Below are 14,034 nucleotides of genomic sequence, written 5' to 3'. Positions count from 1 at the left end.
GACTATGGAAATTACAGCCTTTGACATAATAAATGCATACGTATGCGAGGACCAGAGGAAACTATACAACGAAATAGACGACGATAAACCATGTGCTGCGAGAAAATGTTTTGAGACCTGCCCTTTGTGGGAGGGACCATGTGAAGTGGAATTCGGTGAAATTGAGTATGAGGATTTTCCGGAGGGAGAGTGATGTCGAACTGGTACAACGACGAGATCGTATTCCCAGTCCAGGAAAGGCTCGACAGGATCTCGAAACTCAGCCCTCCTGATTCCGAGGTCCAGGTGTTGATCCACGAAATCAACGCGATCCTTGACAGCTCCGGGACAGAGCATCCCGATCACCTGGCGGAGGTAGGGCAATGAGCTGGTCAGCAAAACGTGCCGGCTTTGAGTCAGGGAGTTCAGGCAACTCCAGCTGGGGAAAGTCCAGGACGCACAGAGTTGCTTACCTCTCCGACTTCTGGCAGTGGAGAGCAGGCCTGCTGGCCAGCCTGGCAAGGGAGAATATTCCTGTGAAGCAGGAGCCGGATGGAACCATTGTTGCGAAGTTTGGAACTGAGTACAGGGCAATGACCCCGCAACAGCAGCAGGAGAATTACGACACTCACGTTGACAAGCTGCTTGGAAAGGAGGAGGCTGCATCCACATGACACAGGGTCCGGATATCCATACCGTAACTGAGGCAAAACAGGCCATGCGCAGGCTTGAGAAAGATATCATGTCAATCATCACCGAGTTTGAGGATGAGTACGGCATCACAGTACAGGATATAGGAACTGGAGTAAGTGAAAAACTCACGGAAAATGGGACACGTACCAGGACGAGTTCAGTCCGGATCTACGGGGGGATCTGAGGTATGATCCGGTTCGATCCTGAGACCGAGGAAAACCTCAGGATCCTAGCAGCAACCCCAGAAGCGGAGATCCAGGGATATAAAGCTCAGGGCAGGATGTATGCTGTGACCACGATCACAATGGCCAAGCTCTGGGTGTCAGAATCAGAAAAAAACGCGGTACAGGACTGCCGGAAAGTAATCCCCCCACAACATACTCCCGGCAACATCCCATAGTTGGTGACACAAGCTGCCAGAGTTAGAACTCCTCCCCAGAAAAATAACCCCAGCAGTATTTCGTTGGTAATAGAAAAAAGTTGGATTTTCAAATATTTCAATTCACAGGAAACAAGTGTCAGAACAAAACATCATGCCGGTGACCGGGGGAGGACTCTTTTCTCAGATCCTGTATCATACCTCGATTCCACCACCCACACACCCCAGTTCAAGCCTGGGCACCGGCACAAATCCTGATGAACATACCCCCGGCTTCCCTGCCTGGGTGAACCACGTGCCGTAACTGGACGTAAGATCCTGTCTCCCCTCGATGATCTTTCAGGTTCGATTCCTGAATACGGCATCCGGGACCACCCGGACACAATAAAAAACAAAAAAAATTCTGGATGAGACAACAGCATAAATAAGTTTAAACCTGCTGGCCCCACGGGCGGTTTCAGGGGTCAGTTGATAAACGGAAAAACGGACCACTGTAAACCATAGTCTACCCCCGTCCCGGGATAACCGGGACGGGGCACGTGTAGCCCTGTAGTGTAGCCAGGCCAATCACTCTTGACTTTGGATCAAGAAACCCCGGTTCAAATCCGGGCAGGGCAACGGGGTTAATACACTAAAAAATTTGGAAGTGAAGTTGTGATAGAGAATAAAACATCGGAAAGTAGAAACAACGAGCAGTCGGACTGCGACTGCGCAGAATGTAGCTGGATCGATGAAGAAAACATGATAACTGGCACCTTCCGGATGCCTAAAGACCTCTACGAGAAAATTGAAAAAGCACGCGGGAATGGAATCGAACAGTTGTCGTGTGAAAGCAAGTCTTCTGAGGTTTTCTACGGGCGCCAGGTAGCAGCCGGTGTACTTCACAATCTTGAAAGACAGAAGGCAACCCGGGCGCTGAAAATAGTCGTCAGGAGTGTTGTCGTGAACAGTATGACCAGCGGTGAGTTGCGTGACGAAAAATGTGACGGTAAGATTTGATCTCCGGGAGGACGTCCCGGCTGATGTTGGGAATGTGTACATTGGAAAACAGGTCCGGAAGGAGTATACACTGGACCATGTTCCTGCAATATTGGAGCATATTGCCAAGAAAATAGCAACTGCAAAAAAGACAACCGGACAGGAATCGGTCGCTTTGTGTATCTTCGGATCCACATACGTTCCGGTTTTACTGGCCATCGTCGCAAACTTGCGGGGATGGGACGACATCACTTCAATTGAGTATGGGAATCCACACACTCTGCCGTGTGTAGTACATCCCCTGAATGGATTGTAAAGGAGTTGTTGAAATGTGTGATGATGTTGAAGTAAAAACCAAGTGCAGGAGATGCGGTGAGGATATTGTCGCGTTTTCAAGCGAGGTCCGGCCTCTATGTTCTGACTGCGCCAGGACTGAACAGATGGAAATGAGGAGGTGTCTGGAGTGAAAACCGCTCATAACATCGAAAAGCATGAATTGCCCGAGGATATCCTGCAAACATTCGAGCCTATCATCGAAAAGCTGGCCTTCGAACTTGCAGGCAAATACCAGGAAAGTTTGCGACTCAATGGGATGTATATGCCGGCGCTGGCTTTTGAAAAGCTGGTTAGCAAGCTTGAAAGCTCTATGTCTATAAAGGTTGCCTTCGCTTCAGTAATTACCCCTAAAAAAATAGAAGATTGGGACATTGATATTTTGCCTGAAGTGCAAACTCGTTTTGAAGTGATAGAACCTGAGCTAGTCTCTGATCCGAATGCTCCTGAAAACGAAGTAATATTTGCAGAGGGTTCTAATCGGCTGCTGCTCGGAGCTGGTGAAAATCTGAAGCGAGAGTCTGAAGCAGTTAACAAGTTGCTTGAGAACCTTCAGGAGCCCATATCAGACATTCCTGCAGCTGTACTCTTTGATATGCCGGATCTTGAGAGACAAAAAACCCAGACTGAAATCCCCAATAAAACTTCAAAAAAGAGAGGATCCGGAAAGAAACAAAAGCCTGTTTTTATCAAAAGAACGCCTGAGACTGTGGAGGCTGATCTATGACGGACACAGCAACCAAGACTGCTTTTTCTGCTCGTGAAAAGATCGAGATGGAGGATTTCCTCAAAGAAAAGGGGTTCATGTTCGAAAACCGCAGACTCCGAAAGCCTGGAACCAAAGAGATCCTGAAGATAACAGTCGGCACGAAGCGCCTGGATAAAGAGAAGTTCGGCCAGACGGTGATCGGCATAAACCTTGATGCTGAACGAGACCCCTGGTTTGTAGCTTCAAGCTGGGAGCAGTCGCAACTTCACCAGGTGCCGATCTCGGAGATACCTGATGATAAGATGAAGCTTGCTGCTGCCGCGTATATATCCACAGCGATGAAAGAATTTAAGAATCTCGCTCAGACTGAAAAACCCGAAGAACCCCATCCTCTCCCGAACCCCCCTACCTGCGATCCCGAAAAGGTAGAGCCACCCAAACAAGAGCTTTCGGAAGAAGTTAAACTCCCTGTAGAGCAGGTGGGGCAGCCAGCTAAACCCCCTATTGAAGCAGCTGCTCAACCTGCTATTGAACCGGAGCCGTCCCAGCTGCAGATTATAAAAAATGTCACTCAGGACCGCGTGGAAATTATACGGAACTCAAAGGGATATAACTGGGAAATCTCTGTGCATGACGACGACGTTTTTCGGGCAATCGACAGAGCAATCATTGCAGATCTGCGGCTCAGAACTCAGTTCGGAGGAGATGCCTGATGCCTACTCGACACGCCCCTGAGCTGGCAGCTCTCATTGAGAAGAAGCGAAATTCTCCCGGGGCCCGGTTTGTGTACGAGATCAGGAAACAGTTGAAGGCCAGGGAAGTGAAAGCGTGAGTGAAGAACTGCAAAACATCAAGGCGGCCACCTGCGATGGACAGAGCTTCACTCAGTCAGGAAGTATCTCACTCCCTGATTTGAATCTTTCTATAGGTGACCTGGGGGGTGGGATTATGACTGGGGAAACCCCTTCGAAGACTTGCCGGCGTTGTCACAGAGCACTTAAGGACGCTGCCAACATCAAAAGAGGATACGGTCCGGTGTGCTGGGCAAAAGTCCGGCAGGAAGACGAGAAAGAGGAGCAGCACCCTGAGCCCTGTAGTATTACGTATCCGGGGCTTGCCAGGTATACTCAGAAAAAGCTCTGGGAAAGGGTGCTTCAGAGCGAGAGGAAGACCTGCAGCTGCGGAGAACCTTTGAAAAACGGAGAGTTGCGCTCCTATGACCACGACGGTGGCTGGCACCTGAAAGGATATTCAAAGCCACAGTGGCCATATGTGCGGTGCCCAAAGTGCGGATATGAGCTGTCGGTCTGGAAGCTCAGGATAGACATCTCTGATCTGGAGATCCTGGGAAAAGAAAGGGCTGCAAGGCAAACGGTTTTGCAGGGGGTTTGAAATGACCCTTCCTTCTTTTTTGGATCCGGATTTCATTCCGAAATCCCCAGGGGTGATCATCACCCGGAAACCTGGACTAAACTGGGTCGGGGTGGAATCGTGAAAGCGGCATCAATAGAACCGAACACCCGGGCCTCCAGGAATGGGAAAAAAATCGAAAAGCTTGTTATGAGGCTTCTTCCAGGAGTTGTCTTCGGGGATGGTAAATTCGATGCAAAATACAAGGGAAAGCACCTTGAGATTAAGTCATGCGTTGAGTCTGCAATAGATCGCAGTCATCCCAATACCCAATGCAGGTCTGGTAGATTTTTCTTTAAGGAAGCACAGCACGAAGCTTTGACGGAGGCAGGTGGAGAGTATCTTTTTTGTGTCCATTCAGAAGAAGATCCTGCGGACCCTATAGATCCTGTAATTTTTGTCCGCGTGCCTGCAGAAAAGATCCAGTTGTCAGCGTTTTCTGATGGTAAATCCGTTGCGTGGACGAAGGTTTTCAGGATGGTGATTTGAATGCCCTGTGATAATTCAAAGTACCAAAGCTCTCAGGTGCCAGATCAAATTGAAAAGCTCAGGAAGGAGCTTGAGAGACTTAAAGGAGAACTTCGGGTACTTGACGGAAGGCATGAAAATACCCATACAGGTCCAGAGTCGTTTTTTCTTCCCTGGGATTTCTTCTTGGGTCCTGAAAAATATCTTCCTCAGTTCTTGAGGGAAGGTTGGCAGGAAGTTCAGAAGATCGTCAGGATCTGCAGCTCTGAGCTTGCGCAGCTTACGAAAAAAGTTCACGACTGGGAGATATGTTGCTCTCGAAATGAATCGAATATTCTCCTGGAGGAATGTTTCTGGATTGTTTAAATGGGGAATTTTCCCCTGTTATTTTTTCAAGATTTCTGCAAAGGTCTAGGGGGTGAAGATCTTGTGATCTAATACGTACGTATAATACGTACAACTAAAACCCCCGAAACCCCCATAAAATACGTATCGGCTGAACGTTCAGCTTTGTTGTATGAGCCGAGGCTCTATTATCCTACGTACTGTACGTACGTACAGTACGTATAAGCTGAACAGAAAACCCCCTATAGACTATTTCCAAAGAAAATAAACCAAAAATACTAAAAACGTGATCGGTGGGCATTCTTGGCTAAAGACAAAGTTACAACTGCTGTAGACTTACGAATAAAACTCGCATATGAGATGACTTTTGAATCTGGTAAAGCAGTTTATAAAGATCTATTAGAGGAAGGAATGCTCAGACGACTCGAAGAGGTGAACCCAATTCAGGCGTGTGAATTGAGAATAGAACGGTTAAAAAGATCGTTAGAAGAAGAAGAAACGAAGCTGGCTAATTACAGGCTTCTTGACCAGATGTCTAAAACCGAAACAAAGAGACAGACTAAGAATGTAGATCCAAGTCTTGAAAGATTAAGACTTGAGAAATTTGAAAAATGGAAAGAGTCTCTGGCTATCCAGGTTAGTAACGGGAAAATTGACTGGAAAACGAATATGACAATATTCTTGTTCGATTCTCTTTCGGAAACCAGGGAATGGGTTCTTTCAAAATTAAAGGAGGCCGATCTCCTTGACTAAAGACAACGAAAATAAACACGCCCAGATGATAAAAAGGTTTTTCAAAGACTACTGCTGGACCGATATCCTTGAACTCGCTAATATGTACCCGGATACTCGATCTCTATATATTAACTTCATCAACGTCGAAAAATTCGACAGATACCTCGCCCGTGATCTACTTAACAACCCCGGAGAACTAATTCCAGAATTCGAGACAAACCTAAAAGAAATAGATCTCCCCGTTGATAAAATCCTTAAAGATGCCCATGTAAGGATTATGAACGTCCCCACCAGGGTTCCCATAGGAGAGCTCAGAAGCAAACACTTAGGAAAGTTGATATCTATTGAAGGGATGGTCAGGAAGGCAACAGAAGTCAGGCCAAGGATTACAAAAGCGGCTTTCCAGTGCTTAAGGTGTGAACACATTACATTCGTGGACCAGCCTTCTTTCAAGTTTGAAGAACCTTTCTCCGGCTGTGAGAACGAAACCTGCGGGAAGAAAGGCCCATACAAAGTCAGGATCGAGGACTCGATCTTTGTAGATGCTCAGAAACTGCAGGTCCAAGAACCCCCTGAGGACCTTAGAGGCACACAGGCACAGAACTTGGACATCTCAATTGAAGAGGATCTGACGGGCTTAATATTACCCGGAGAGAGAGTGATCTTAACAGGGATCCTCATGAGCAGGCAGAGGACGATAAGGGATGGGAAATCAACTTTCTATGACATATTCCTCGAGGTCAATTCCATCGAGCGTATGGGTACTGCCTTTGACGAGATTGAAATCACGCCTGAAGACGAGAAGAAGATCCTCACTCTTGCTAGGGACCCGGCAGTCTATGATAAGGTTATCTCTTCAATAGCTCCTCTTATCTACGGCATGGATGACGTCAAAGAGGCCACAGCCCTACAGCTCTTCTCTGGCGTTCCGAAAAACGCTCCGGATGGTTCATACCTCAGGGGAGACATCCACCTGCTCTGTGTGGGGGACCCCTCAAAAGGCAAAACCAAACTCATGAAGTCTTCACAGGCCAGGTCCCCAAGGGCGGTATTCACAAGCAGAAAAGCTACAACTGCCGGAGGCCTGACAGCCATCGTCACAAAAGACGAAAAATTCGGAGAAGGTAGGTGGGCGGTTGAAGGCGGTGCCCTTGTGATGGCAGACAAGGGCGTTGCCTACGTCGACGAAGCCGATAAGATGAGACAGGGTGACAGAGATGCTTTACACGAGGCCATGGAGCAGCAGGAGATAAACCTGGCCAAAGCCGGCATCATCGCAACCCTGAAAACCCGCACTGCTGTATTCATGAGCGCAAACCCGAAGTACGGAAAATTTGACACTTACGAGGGCCTTGCAGAACAGATCAATATGCCGCCCTCTCTACTATCCAGGTTTGATCTCATCTTCGTTTTGCTGGATACCCCTAACGCTGTAGAAGATGCGAGAATATCGGAGCATGTGTTAGGCACTCATACCGCAGGGGAGATGCGGCAACAGCGTGAAACGGTCTCTGATTCCGCCTTCTCAACTGAAGAACTGGCTGAAGCTTCCACACACGTTAGACCCGAGATCCCTCCGGACCTTTTCCGGAAACACGTCGCCTATGCAAGGAGGAATATCTTCCCTGTTCTGACGACAGAAGCCAGGGACCACATACACCATTTTTACCTGGACCTTAGGAAAACGGGACAGTCAAGTAAGATAAAATCGATACCAATCACCACACGGCAAGAAGAAGCCACTGTACGGCTCGCCGAGGCCTCTGCAAGGGTAAGGTTAAGCCAAGGGGTTACACTCGATGACGCAAAACGTGCGACTCGGCTGATGCTTAACTGTCTCCGGACTGTGGGTATTGACTCTCAATCCGGGGAGGTCGATGCATCGGTCCTCAATGGTGGATCATCAAAGAGCCAGCGGGATGTAATTAGGATGGTAAGAGAGGTCCTCCAGGAGCGCGGCAGGAAATATCCCGCAGGTAAGGTACCTGTCCAGGATCTTTTCAACGAAGCAGAGCAGCATGGCATCAAAAAAGAGAGGATAGAAACAACTCTCAAAAAAATGACCTCAAAGGGAGATGTCCTGATGTGGGGCAAGGAGCATGTAAAACTCGTGGCATAATATTTTTTTATATTTTTATTTTTGCATCTTTTATTAACGGCGTTAACAATATGAACTTTTAAACTAATTTATAAATAGATCTTCATGTCAGCAGCTCAGAAAAAGAAGAAAACGAAAAAGAAAACAACCCGAAAACCTCCGGTTTGGAAATGGACTCCATTGAGGAAGAAAGCTGCATTACTGTTATCACTCGGCACTAAAAAATATGAGGACGTCGCTTCTGAAGTGGGGGTAAATGAAAGGACCTTATATGACTGGAGGCAATCTCCCATATTTCTGGAAGAAGTGGACCGCCTCACTCTGAAAAATGAGCTCGCAACCCGGGCAGGCCTTCTCCGCGAATGCCTAAAAGGCCTTGACCTGAAAAAGGATCACATCGAAGGCGATAAGAACACTCACCTCCATTACGTGCAGGCTATCGCAGAGCTACAGGGTCTGACAAAGCAGAAAGTAGAACTGTCCGGAAACATGGGTATGGAACATTCAGGTGGAGTCGTGATGTACTTCCCGGACAATGGCCGGGATCCGGATGTCCCTAAACCTGAAAAACCAGCTGAAAAACAATAAAATCGCTTTATTAAAGAATAGCGGATGTGTGTTTTATGGATGAAAATGATGATTACTATTTATTAGCAGAGCTACATGGTAATTTTTTAAATATTTATGATGCATTTCACAAAATTCCTATGGAAGGTAGCCCTGATTCAGAAAATGCAGAAAAAGTGCAAGAAACTGTGCAAGAATATATTAATTACCTTAATGATCATAAAAGAATTATTGAAAGTTTAATTAACAATGCATATAATTTTTTATAATTTGATGTATAGATGAAAGAGATAAAGCCACAGCCGGGCCCCCAGGAAACTTTTCTCTCCTCTCCAGCAGATATAATTTTATATGGGGAGTCAGCCGGGTCGGGAAAGTCCTGGTGTCTCCTTTATGAACCTCTCAGACATATCCATGTCAAAGGTTTCACTTCTACAATTTTTCGGAGAACGTACCCTCAGATTAAAAATGAAGGTGGTCTGTGGGATACTTCGCAGGAGATCTATCCCTACTACCCGAAAGGGTCAGCAATACCAAGAGAATCAGATCTCCTATGGTATTTCCCTGTTTCCGGAAACTCGATTAAGTTTGCGCATCTGGAGCACGAGAAAAGCAAGCACAACTATCAGGGCGCACAGATCTGCTATATCGGCTTTGACGAACTCTGCCACTTTTCCGAAGGCCAGTTCTTTTATCTCCTCTCCAGGAATCGCTCAACATGCGGTGTCAAGCCCTATATGCGGGCCACATGCAACCCGGATCCTGACAGCTGGGTTGCAGACTTTATTGCCTGGTGGATTGATCAGGAAACAGGATATCCCATCCCTGAAAGATCCGGTGTGATCAGGTATTTTGTCAGGCACCTAGATCATATCTACTGGGCTGACACCAAAACTGAACTCCGGGAGCAGACCAAAGACATAATCCCGGAAGAAGATTTCCATCCTCAGTCCTTTACTTTTATTGCAGCGAAGTTGGAAGACAATCCAGCCCTTACCACGAAAGACCCTGGGTACAGAGGAAGACTCCTAGCTCTTCCTCTTGTGGAACGCGAACGACTTCTAGGTGGCAACTGGAAGATCAGGCACACTGCGGGAACTATGTTCCGGACGGATTGGTTCACGTTTATTGACCGCTCAGAGGTTCCGGAAAAGATGAAAATATTAAATATCGGCGAACCAGAAATCTTATCCCTCGATAATGAATACCGCAAAAGGAAAGGAAAAATGCGAAAGGTCCGCTGGTGGGATACAGCGGCAACAGAACCAAGCTCTGAAAACAAGGACCCCGACTGGACTGCAGGCCTGCTTATGGGAGAGCTGGACGGAAGGTTCTACATCTTGGACCTGAAGCATGATAGGAAATCCCCGGCAGGCGTGGAAGAAATGCTTAAAACTACGGCTGAAACGGACGGTAAAGAAGTCGATATAGGGATGGAGGTAGAGCCAGGATCTGCAGGCAAGAGGGAAGCTGATAGGCTCAAACGAACTATATTTTCAGGGTACACATTCAGAGGAGAACGCAGCACAGGCGATAAGGTGACCAGGGCAAAGCCATTCTCGGCAGCATGTGAAAATGGCCTGGTCTATGTGGTGCGTGCCCCCTGGAACCATGAGTACCTTAACGATCTGATCAATTTCCCGAATCCGAAATATCACGATGACTGCGTGGATGTCTCAAGTGCGGCTCATGAATACCTGACTCGGAAAGGACTAAAGAAAATCAAGGACCTCTCTGCCATGGTCCAGACCAGAAGAAGATAATTTTCTGAAAATTCTTTGTTTTTTCTTAGAAAACAAATATTTTTTATATATTAACGCCGTTAACATTATAAAAAACGAGGAAAAACATGACTATTTTCGAATCTTTCTCACTGGAAGATATACTTGCTTTTGGTGCAGGCCTAGGGGCTTTCGCAACAACACTCTACTTATACGCCCGCCGCAAAGGATTCAAACTCCTTTCTACCGAACTTGAGCAGCTGCCTGCTCAACTTGAGATTGCTCAGGAATCGCTGGAAACTCTGAAAAATGAGATCAATACCGCAAAGGGAAACATCTCGCTTGCAGAACTTGCTGATATCGTATATACGGCTGAGCAGTATTCTAAGGGTGGCTTCACTGCAGCCGAGGCAGAGACCCTGGGTAAGAAAATCATCGACGCCGCAGCAAGTAAGTGAGGTCCATGGTTGAGTTCAACGCAGCTGCAGATCCGGGTACCTTTCAGAAGAAGAGAGTCGCCGCATCTATTACAATGCTCCGAAAAAAGGAAGAAAAAACAGAGTTCGGTGGCTACATAAATTTTGATCAGAACAACCGCTTCACCAGGTACCAGCAGCTGGCCAGATCCACATCCCACGTATCAGTTCCAATTGAAAAACTCGGTCTTTCTTTGACAAAAGGGATGCAGTTTGACGGCCGCAGCGCCCGAGCTGTCAAACAGGTAGAGGAAATCGCAAAAAAAACAAACCTCATCGGCCAGTTCCAGACTATCGGCAGACTACATCCCAGGGACGGGACTTACATTGCCATTCCTAAAGGCAACACTCCAGAAACTTTCAGACTAGAACCGCTTCTTCTATCAGCTACCACTCTTCTTCCGGAAGGCCTCGACAAACTTTCAACAGATGATATGCTGCAACCCGAAATTGAAAAAATCATGATTAATGAGGGAGGGAAAAACCCAACAACTCTAAAACCGGAAGACGCGGTTCTCGGTGTCAACGGTGAATGGGATTTCGTCCAGGAAGATATCAAGAAAAGACAGACCTACGGGTTGTATGGAAAATCTATCCTGGAACCTCTCGAACTAACAATCCAGAACTATCTCTCAATCAATTTTGGTTATGTTCAATTCGTAAAAAAATACGGGGCTGGCCGCTATCACATCGATTTTGAGGCCCTCGGAAAATTGGTGGAAAACGACCTGATAGAACCTGAAAAAGCGCAGGAACTGGTCAACAAATTTCTGGACAGTCACCAATACCTGGAAGAAAACGAGGACATGGCTACCTTCGGGGTGAAAATCAACCCACTGGATGCAAAAGGAGCCCTCGACGTCTTGGCGTACAAAGAAAGTCTCGAAGTAGATCTCGCAATCGGTCTGTTCCAGAGTCCGGTTACGATGGGGAAAGCAGAGGGTACGACCTATGCATCGAGTTACATTGTCGAAGATGAGCGGCTCATGGGCCTTGAAGGCCTCCAGAAAACAGTCACAAATATAGCTAACCAAGGGGTCAGGAGACTTCTCACTCTTATGCGGAAAGACCCTGACCTTGTAGAGGTCCAATTCGAAGAACTCAGCCGGATCAAAATGTCAGCACAGGAAGTTCTCGAGTGGTACAACAGCGGAGTGATCTCAAAGCAGGCAGCTCTGAAGTGGGGCGGATTCAAGGAAGATGATATCTCAGAGGACTAAAATGGACGATAATGATACAGGTCAACTTCCTTTCATCGAGTACAGGAAAAACACTACACCACATATGAGTGGCGTCGATGAAGTATATCTTGTAGTTCGAGGACCTACCCTTGATGAGTGCAGGAAGCATTTCGACGAAATCCTGGAAAAAACAGATGTGAAAAAATAATGCTCCTTGACTCCTCTGAAATCCGGAAGCTCGAAACAAGCTTCCTTCTTCTTTTCGAAAAAACTCTTTTCAAGGGCATCAAAGGAAGGCCTGCACACTCTTACCTGAGATCAGTCAAGACCCAATTCAAGTCGAAAACTTTCCAGGTCCAGATTGACAGAATTATCAACGACGTCTACCTACGCTCAATAGATTATACTGACAAACGACTCGGTATCAAGAAGAAAAAAGCGAGCAAAAGTGCCAGCTTTTCTGCAGCTGCAGCAAAACCTCTCCCCATCACTGAGGAAGCTGTCAGACAGGCATCAAGCCTCTCAAAGGAAGTCACCGAATCTGTTATCCGGATCCTCAAGGACGATGGCCTTTATCTGGAGCATCCGAACAAACTGGAGAAAAGAGTAAGGGATATATGGGGAAACCAGAAACACAAGGCCATCAGGTTCACCAGGACCTTCACAGCTGACGTAGCCACTAATACAGAGCTCTGGCGATATCAGGACTCCGGGATAGACGACCTGCAGTTCTATGCGAAGATCGATGATAAGACAAGCCCACAATGCAGGATGCTGCACGGCACAATTTTCAGGGCAGATTCTCCCGAGGTCCGGAGGTACAGGCCACCTCTGCATTTCCACTGCAGATCAGATCTGATCCCTGTCCCCGTCACCCGGAAAGTGGATCCAAAAATGCGGTTCGAGAACAGGAATTTCAGCAGGTCAATGGACCAGAAGTTCAACCCCCTTGATGACCGGGTTGATAAGGATCTCATCGACAAAACGTTTGAGGATATCGATACCTTCAACGAGAAATACCGAATAGATCAGTTTATCCTGGACGAGGATCTCGAGGCTAGGCTGCAGAAGTTGAATGTTCAGGTCCTGACCGAGCTGCCATCAGGGAAGAGCAGAGAATCAATTATAAGAGACTACGAAGTAGATATTAAAAAAAGGAAAACTGAGAAGGCAATTCTCTTCGACGAAAAAGGAAATATTCTGCTAGAAAAAACAGGTGGAGTGGACTACGTCTCATTCACAGATGAGGAGGTAAAACTTTTTGAAGGGACTTTCATGACTCACAATCACCCGAGGTCAAGTTCTTTCTCAATGCAGGATATAAGTTTAGCATGCAGGTCAAAGCTAAAGGAAATAAGAGCAGCTGGGAAATTCCGGACTTATATCATGAAGGCAAAAAATGGAGAAAACTTGTATCCAGACCTCTGGTATAAAAAAATAAGCGATGTATACGAGTATCATAACTCTGAAGTAAGACGAGAATTCCTGCGTAAAATTGACAATGGAGAATTGAGTATAGAAGATGCTGAACTTCTCCATTCCCATGAAGTATGGACAAGAGCAGCAAAGGATATATCAGATCTTGATTATTCATACATAGAGGAGAAAACATGATAGGTATAGATGACAGTGAATTAAGCAAGGTAATCTACAGTCCTGTCTGTCTTCCCTGCAAACATTTCAACAGAAAGGCTTATTCTGAATCAAACGAAAAAATATGTGAAGCTTTCCCAGATGGTATCCCAGATGAAATTTGGCGAGGCGACGACGACCATAAAAAGCCTTATCCCGGAGATCACGGGATCCAGTTCGAACACATTTGAAAATCATCACCACACAAAAAACAGCCTGAGCCTGAATATGATCGCCCGATGTACTGCGAAAATACGGTTTCCAGAGGGTTTGAAAAAACCCGCACATGGCACTAACTGGTGTAAATTTGTGCCTGGGGCAATGATGGCT

At 46.7% G+C, this 14,034-nt stretch carries 24 protein-coding genes and 1 tRNA gene; all 25 read left to right on the top strand.

The features are described 5' to 3' along the window. Nucleotides 1–4: 4 nt before the first annotated feature. Nucleotides 5–193: a hypothetical protein gene (locus tag MA_RS20015; RefSeq protein ID WP_157860353.1), complete on the top strand. Its 189-nt coding sequence runs from the start codon at nucleotides 5–7 to the stop codon at nucleotides 191–193. Next, nucleotides 193–366: a hypothetical protein gene (locus MA_RS27580; RefSeq protein ID WP_157860352.1), complete on the top strand. Its 174-nt coding sequence runs from the start codon at nucleotides 193–195 to the stop codon at nucleotides 364–366. Before MA_RS20015 ends, MA_RS27580 begins: the two co-directional genes overlap by 1 nt. Further along, nucleotides 363–653: a hypothetical protein gene (locus MA_RS20010; protein ID WP_048065821.1), complete on the top strand. Its 291-nt coding sequence runs from the start codon at nucleotides 363–365 to the stop codon at nucleotides 651–653. The genes MA_RS27580 and MA_RS20010 overlap by 4 nt, the downstream gene beginning before the upstream one ends. After that, nucleotides 650–856 carry a hypothetical protein gene (locus tag MA_RS20005; protein WP_048065820.1) on the top strand — a complete coding sequence of 69 codons (207 nt, stop codon included), beginning with the start codon at nucleotides 650–652 and terminating at the stop codon, nucleotides 854–856. Before MA_RS20010 ends, MA_RS20005 begins: the two co-directional genes overlap by 4 nt. Before the next feature lie 3 nt (nucleotides 857–859). After that, nucleotides 860–1,072 (top strand): hypothetical protein, encoded by a 213-nt coding sequence (locus MA_RS20000; protein ID WP_011023736.1) that lies wholly within the window; start codon nucleotides 860–862, stop codon nucleotides 1,070–1,072. 115 nt (nucleotides 1,073–1,187) lie between these two features. Continuing rightward, nucleotides 1,188–1,355, top strand: coding sequence for a hypothetical protein (locus MA_RS27575; RefSeq protein ID WP_157860351.1), 168 nt, complete (start codon nucleotides 1,188–1,190; stop codon nucleotides 1,353–1,355). A 239-nt stretch (nucleotides 1,356–1,594) separates the two neighbouring features. Then, nucleotides 1,595–1,669, top strand: a tRNA-Gln gene (locus MA_RS19995). A 36-nt stretch (nucleotides 1,670–1,705) separates the two neighbouring features. Beyond that, nucleotides 1,706–2,050: a hypothetical protein gene (locus tag MA_RS19990; protein WP_048065819.1), complete on the top strand. Its 345-nt coding sequence runs from the start codon at nucleotides 1,706–1,708 to the stop codon at nucleotides 2,048–2,050. Continuing rightward, nucleotides 2,022–2,345 carry a hypothetical protein gene (locus MA_RS19985; protein WP_157860349.1) on the top strand — a complete coding sequence of 108 codons (324 nt, stop codon included), beginning with the start codon at nucleotides 2,022–2,024 and terminating at the stop codon, nucleotides 2,343–2,345. Before MA_RS19990 ends, MA_RS19985 begins: the two co-directional genes overlap by 29 nt. A 13-nt stretch (nucleotides 2,346–2,358) precedes the next feature. Further along, entirely contained in the window at nucleotides 2,359–2,496 is a 138-nt protein-coding gene (locus tag MA_RS27570; protein ID WP_157860348.1) for a hypothetical protein, read from the top strand. Further along, nucleotides 2,493–3,089: a hypothetical protein gene (locus tag MA_RS19980; protein ID WP_048065817.1), complete on the top strand. Its 597-nt coding sequence runs from the start codon at nucleotides 2,493–2,495 to the stop codon at nucleotides 3,087–3,089. Before MA_RS27570 ends, MA_RS19980 begins: the two co-directional genes overlap by 4 nt. Continuing rightward, the gene (locus tag MA_RS19975; RefSeq protein ID WP_011023733.1) at nucleotides 3,086–3,784 is read left to right on the top strand and encodes a hypothetical protein; all 699 of its coding nucleotides are present in this window, start codon (nucleotides 3,086–3,088) and stop codon (nucleotides 3,782–3,784) included. The genes MA_RS19980 and MA_RS19975 overlap by 4 nt, the downstream gene beginning before the upstream one ends. A 115-nt stretch (nucleotides 3,785–3,899) precedes the next feature. Next, on the top strand, nucleotides 3,900–4,463 hold the full coding sequence (locus tag MA_RS19970; protein WP_011023732.1) for a DUF6011 domain-containing protein: 564 nt from the start codon (nucleotides 3,900–3,902) through the stop codon (nucleotides 4,461–4,463). A 99-nt stretch (nucleotides 4,464–4,562) separates the two neighbouring features. Continuing rightward, nucleotides 4,563–4,970 (top strand): hypothetical protein, encoded by a 408-nt coding sequence (locus tag MA_RS19965; RefSeq protein WP_011023731.1) that lies wholly within the window; start codon nucleotides 4,563–4,565, stop codon nucleotides 4,968–4,970. After that, the gene (locus tag MA_RS19960; RefSeq protein WP_011023730.1) at nucleotides 4,971–5,315 is read left to right on the top strand and encodes a hypothetical protein; all 345 of its coding nucleotides are present in this window, start codon (nucleotides 4,971–4,973) and stop codon (nucleotides 5,313–5,315) included. It abuts the gene before it with no gap. 282 nt (nucleotides 5,316–5,597) lie between these two features. Next, nucleotides 5,598–6,047, top strand: coding sequence for a hypothetical protein (locus tag MA_RS19955; RefSeq protein WP_048065816.1), 450 nt, complete (start codon nucleotides 5,598–5,600; stop codon nucleotides 6,045–6,047). A 25-nt stretch (nucleotides 6,048–6,072) separates the two neighbouring features. Further along, nucleotides 6,073–8,148: a minichromosome maintenance protein MCM gene (locus tag MA_RS19950; RefSeq protein WP_048066539.1), complete on the top strand. Its 2,076-nt coding sequence runs from the start codon at nucleotides 6,073–6,075 to the stop codon at nucleotides 8,146–8,148. Nucleotides 8,149–8,232: 84 nt separating this feature from the next. After that, nucleotides 8,233–8,715, top strand: a complete 483-nt coding sequence (locus MA_RS19945) for a helix-turn-helix domain-containing protein (protein WP_011023727.1) — start codon at nucleotides 8,233–8,235, stop codon at nucleotides 8,713–8,715. A gap of 35 nt (nucleotides 8,716–8,750) precedes the next feature. Beyond that, nucleotides 8,751–8,963 carry a hypothetical protein gene (locus MA_RS19940; protein ID WP_048065815.1) on the top strand — a complete coding sequence of 71 codons (213 nt, stop codon included), beginning with the start codon at nucleotides 8,751–8,753 and terminating at the stop codon, nucleotides 8,961–8,963. A gap of 12 nt (nucleotides 8,964–8,975) precedes the next feature. Beyond that, nucleotides 8,976–10,457, top strand: coding sequence for a phage terminase large subunit (terL, locus tag MA_RS19935; protein ID WP_011023725.1), 1,482 nt, complete (start codon nucleotides 8,976–8,978; stop codon nucleotides 10,455–10,457). An 86-nt stretch (nucleotides 10,458–10,543) separates the two neighbouring features. Next, on the top strand, nucleotides 10,544–10,873 hold the full coding sequence (locus MA_RS19930) for a hypothetical protein (RefSeq protein WP_011023724.1): 330 nt from the start codon (nucleotides 10,544–10,546) through the stop codon (nucleotides 10,871–10,873). Between the two features lie 5 nt (nucleotides 10,874–10,878). Continuing rightward, nucleotides 10,879–12,111, top strand: coding sequence for a hypothetical protein (locus MA_RS19925; protein WP_011023723.1), 1,233 nt, complete (start codon nucleotides 10,879–10,881; stop codon nucleotides 12,109–12,111). A 1-nt stretch (nucleotide 12,112) separates the two neighbouring features. Further along, nucleotides 12,113–12,280: a hypothetical protein gene (locus MA_RS27565; protein ID WP_157860347.1), complete on the top strand. Its 168-nt coding sequence runs from the start codon at nucleotides 12,113–12,115 to the stop codon at nucleotides 12,278–12,280. Beyond that, nucleotides 12,280–13,686, top strand: coding sequence for a phage head morphogenesis protein (locus MA_RS19920; RefSeq protein WP_011023722.1), 1,407 nt, complete (start codon nucleotides 12,280–12,282; stop codon nucleotides 13,684–13,686). The genes MA_RS27565 and MA_RS19920 overlap by 1 nt, the downstream gene beginning before the upstream one ends. Then, a complete protein-coding gene (locus MA_RS19915) occupies nucleotides 13,683–13,895 on the top strand; it encodes a hypothetical protein (protein WP_048065814.1) in 213 nt (70 codons plus the stop codon). Before MA_RS19920 ends, MA_RS19915 begins: the two co-directional genes overlap by 4 nt. The last annotated feature ends 139 nt before the right edge of the window (nucleotides 13,896–14,034 follow it).

Origin of the sequence: Methanosarcina acetivorans C2A (assembly GCF_000007345.1) — an archaeon.
In the GTDB taxonomy this organism is placed as follows: domain Archaea; phylum Halobacteriota; class Methanosarcinia; order Methanosarcinales; family Methanosarcinaceae; genus Methanosarcina; species Methanosarcina acetivorans.
Note: the sequence above shows the minus strand (reverse complement) of the source record. Positions and strands in the feature narration are given on the sequence as shown.

Bases quoted from the DNA above. Each gene is read 5' to 3' on its own strand.
- MA_RS19930 (WP_011023724.1), top strand. From the start codon at position 10,544: ATGACTATTTTCGAATCTTTCTCACTGGAAGATATACTTGCTTTTGGT.
- MA_RS19920 (WP_011023722.1), top strand. From the start codon at position 12,280: ATGCTCCTTGACTCCTCTGAAATCCGGAAGCTCGAAACAAGCTTCCTT.
- MA_RS19915 (WP_048065814.1), top strand. From the start codon at position 13,683: ATGATAGGTATAGATGACAGTGAATTAAGCAAGGTAATCTACAGTCCT.
- MA_RS19940 (WP_048065815.1), top strand. From the start codon at position 8,751: ATGGATGAAAATGATGATTACTATTTATTAGCAGAGCTACATGGTAAT.
- MA_RS19975 (WP_011023733.1), top strand. From the start codon at position 3,086: ATGACGGACACAGCAACCAAGACTGCTTTTTCTGCTCGTGAAAAGATC.
- MA_RS20000 (WP_011023736.1), top strand. From the start codon at position 860: ATGATCCGGTTCGATCCTGAGACCGAGGAAAACCTCAGGATCCTAGCA.
- MA_RS19945 (WP_011023727.1), top strand. From the start codon at position 8,233: ATGTCAGCAGCTCAGAAAAAGAAGAAAACGAAAAAGAAAACAACCCGA.
- MA_RS19950 (WP_048066539.1), top strand. From the start codon at position 6,073: ATGATAAAAAGGTTTTTCAAAGACTACTGCTGGACCGATATCCTTGAA.
- MA_RS27565 (WP_157860347.1), top strand. From the start codon at position 12,113: ATGGACGATAATGATACAGGTCAACTTCCTTTCATCGAGTACAGGAAA.
- MA_RS27580 (WP_157860352.1), top strand. From the start codon at position 193: ATGTCGAACTGGTACAACGACGAGATCGTATTCCCAGTCCAGGAAAGG.
- MA_RS20005 (WP_048065820.1), top strand. From the start codon at position 650: ATGACACAGGGTCCGGATATCCATACCGTAACTGAGGCAAAACAGGCC.
- terL (WP_011023725.1), top strand. From the start codon at position 8,976: ATGAAAGAGATAAAGCCACAGCCGGGCCCCCAGGAAACTTTTCTCTCC.
- MA_RS20010 (WP_048065821.1), top strand. From the start codon at position 363: ATGAGCTGGTCAGCAAAACGTGCCGGCTTTGAGTCAGGGAGTTCAGGC.
- MA_RS27570 (WP_157860348.1), top strand. From the start codon at position 2,359: ATGTGTGATGATGTTGAAGTAAAAACCAAGTGCAGGAGATGCGGTGAG.
- MA_RS19960 (WP_011023730.1), top strand. From the start codon at position 4,971: ATGCCCTGTGATAATTCAAAGTACCAAAGCTCTCAGGTGCCAGATCAA.
- MA_RS19925 (WP_011023723.1), top strand. From the start codon at position 10,879: ATGGTTGAGTTCAACGCAGCTGCAGATCCGGGTACCTTTCAGAAGAAG.
- MA_RS20015 (WP_157860353.1), top strand. From the start codon at position 5: ATGGAAATTACAGCCTTTGACATAATAAATGCATACGTATGCGAGGAC.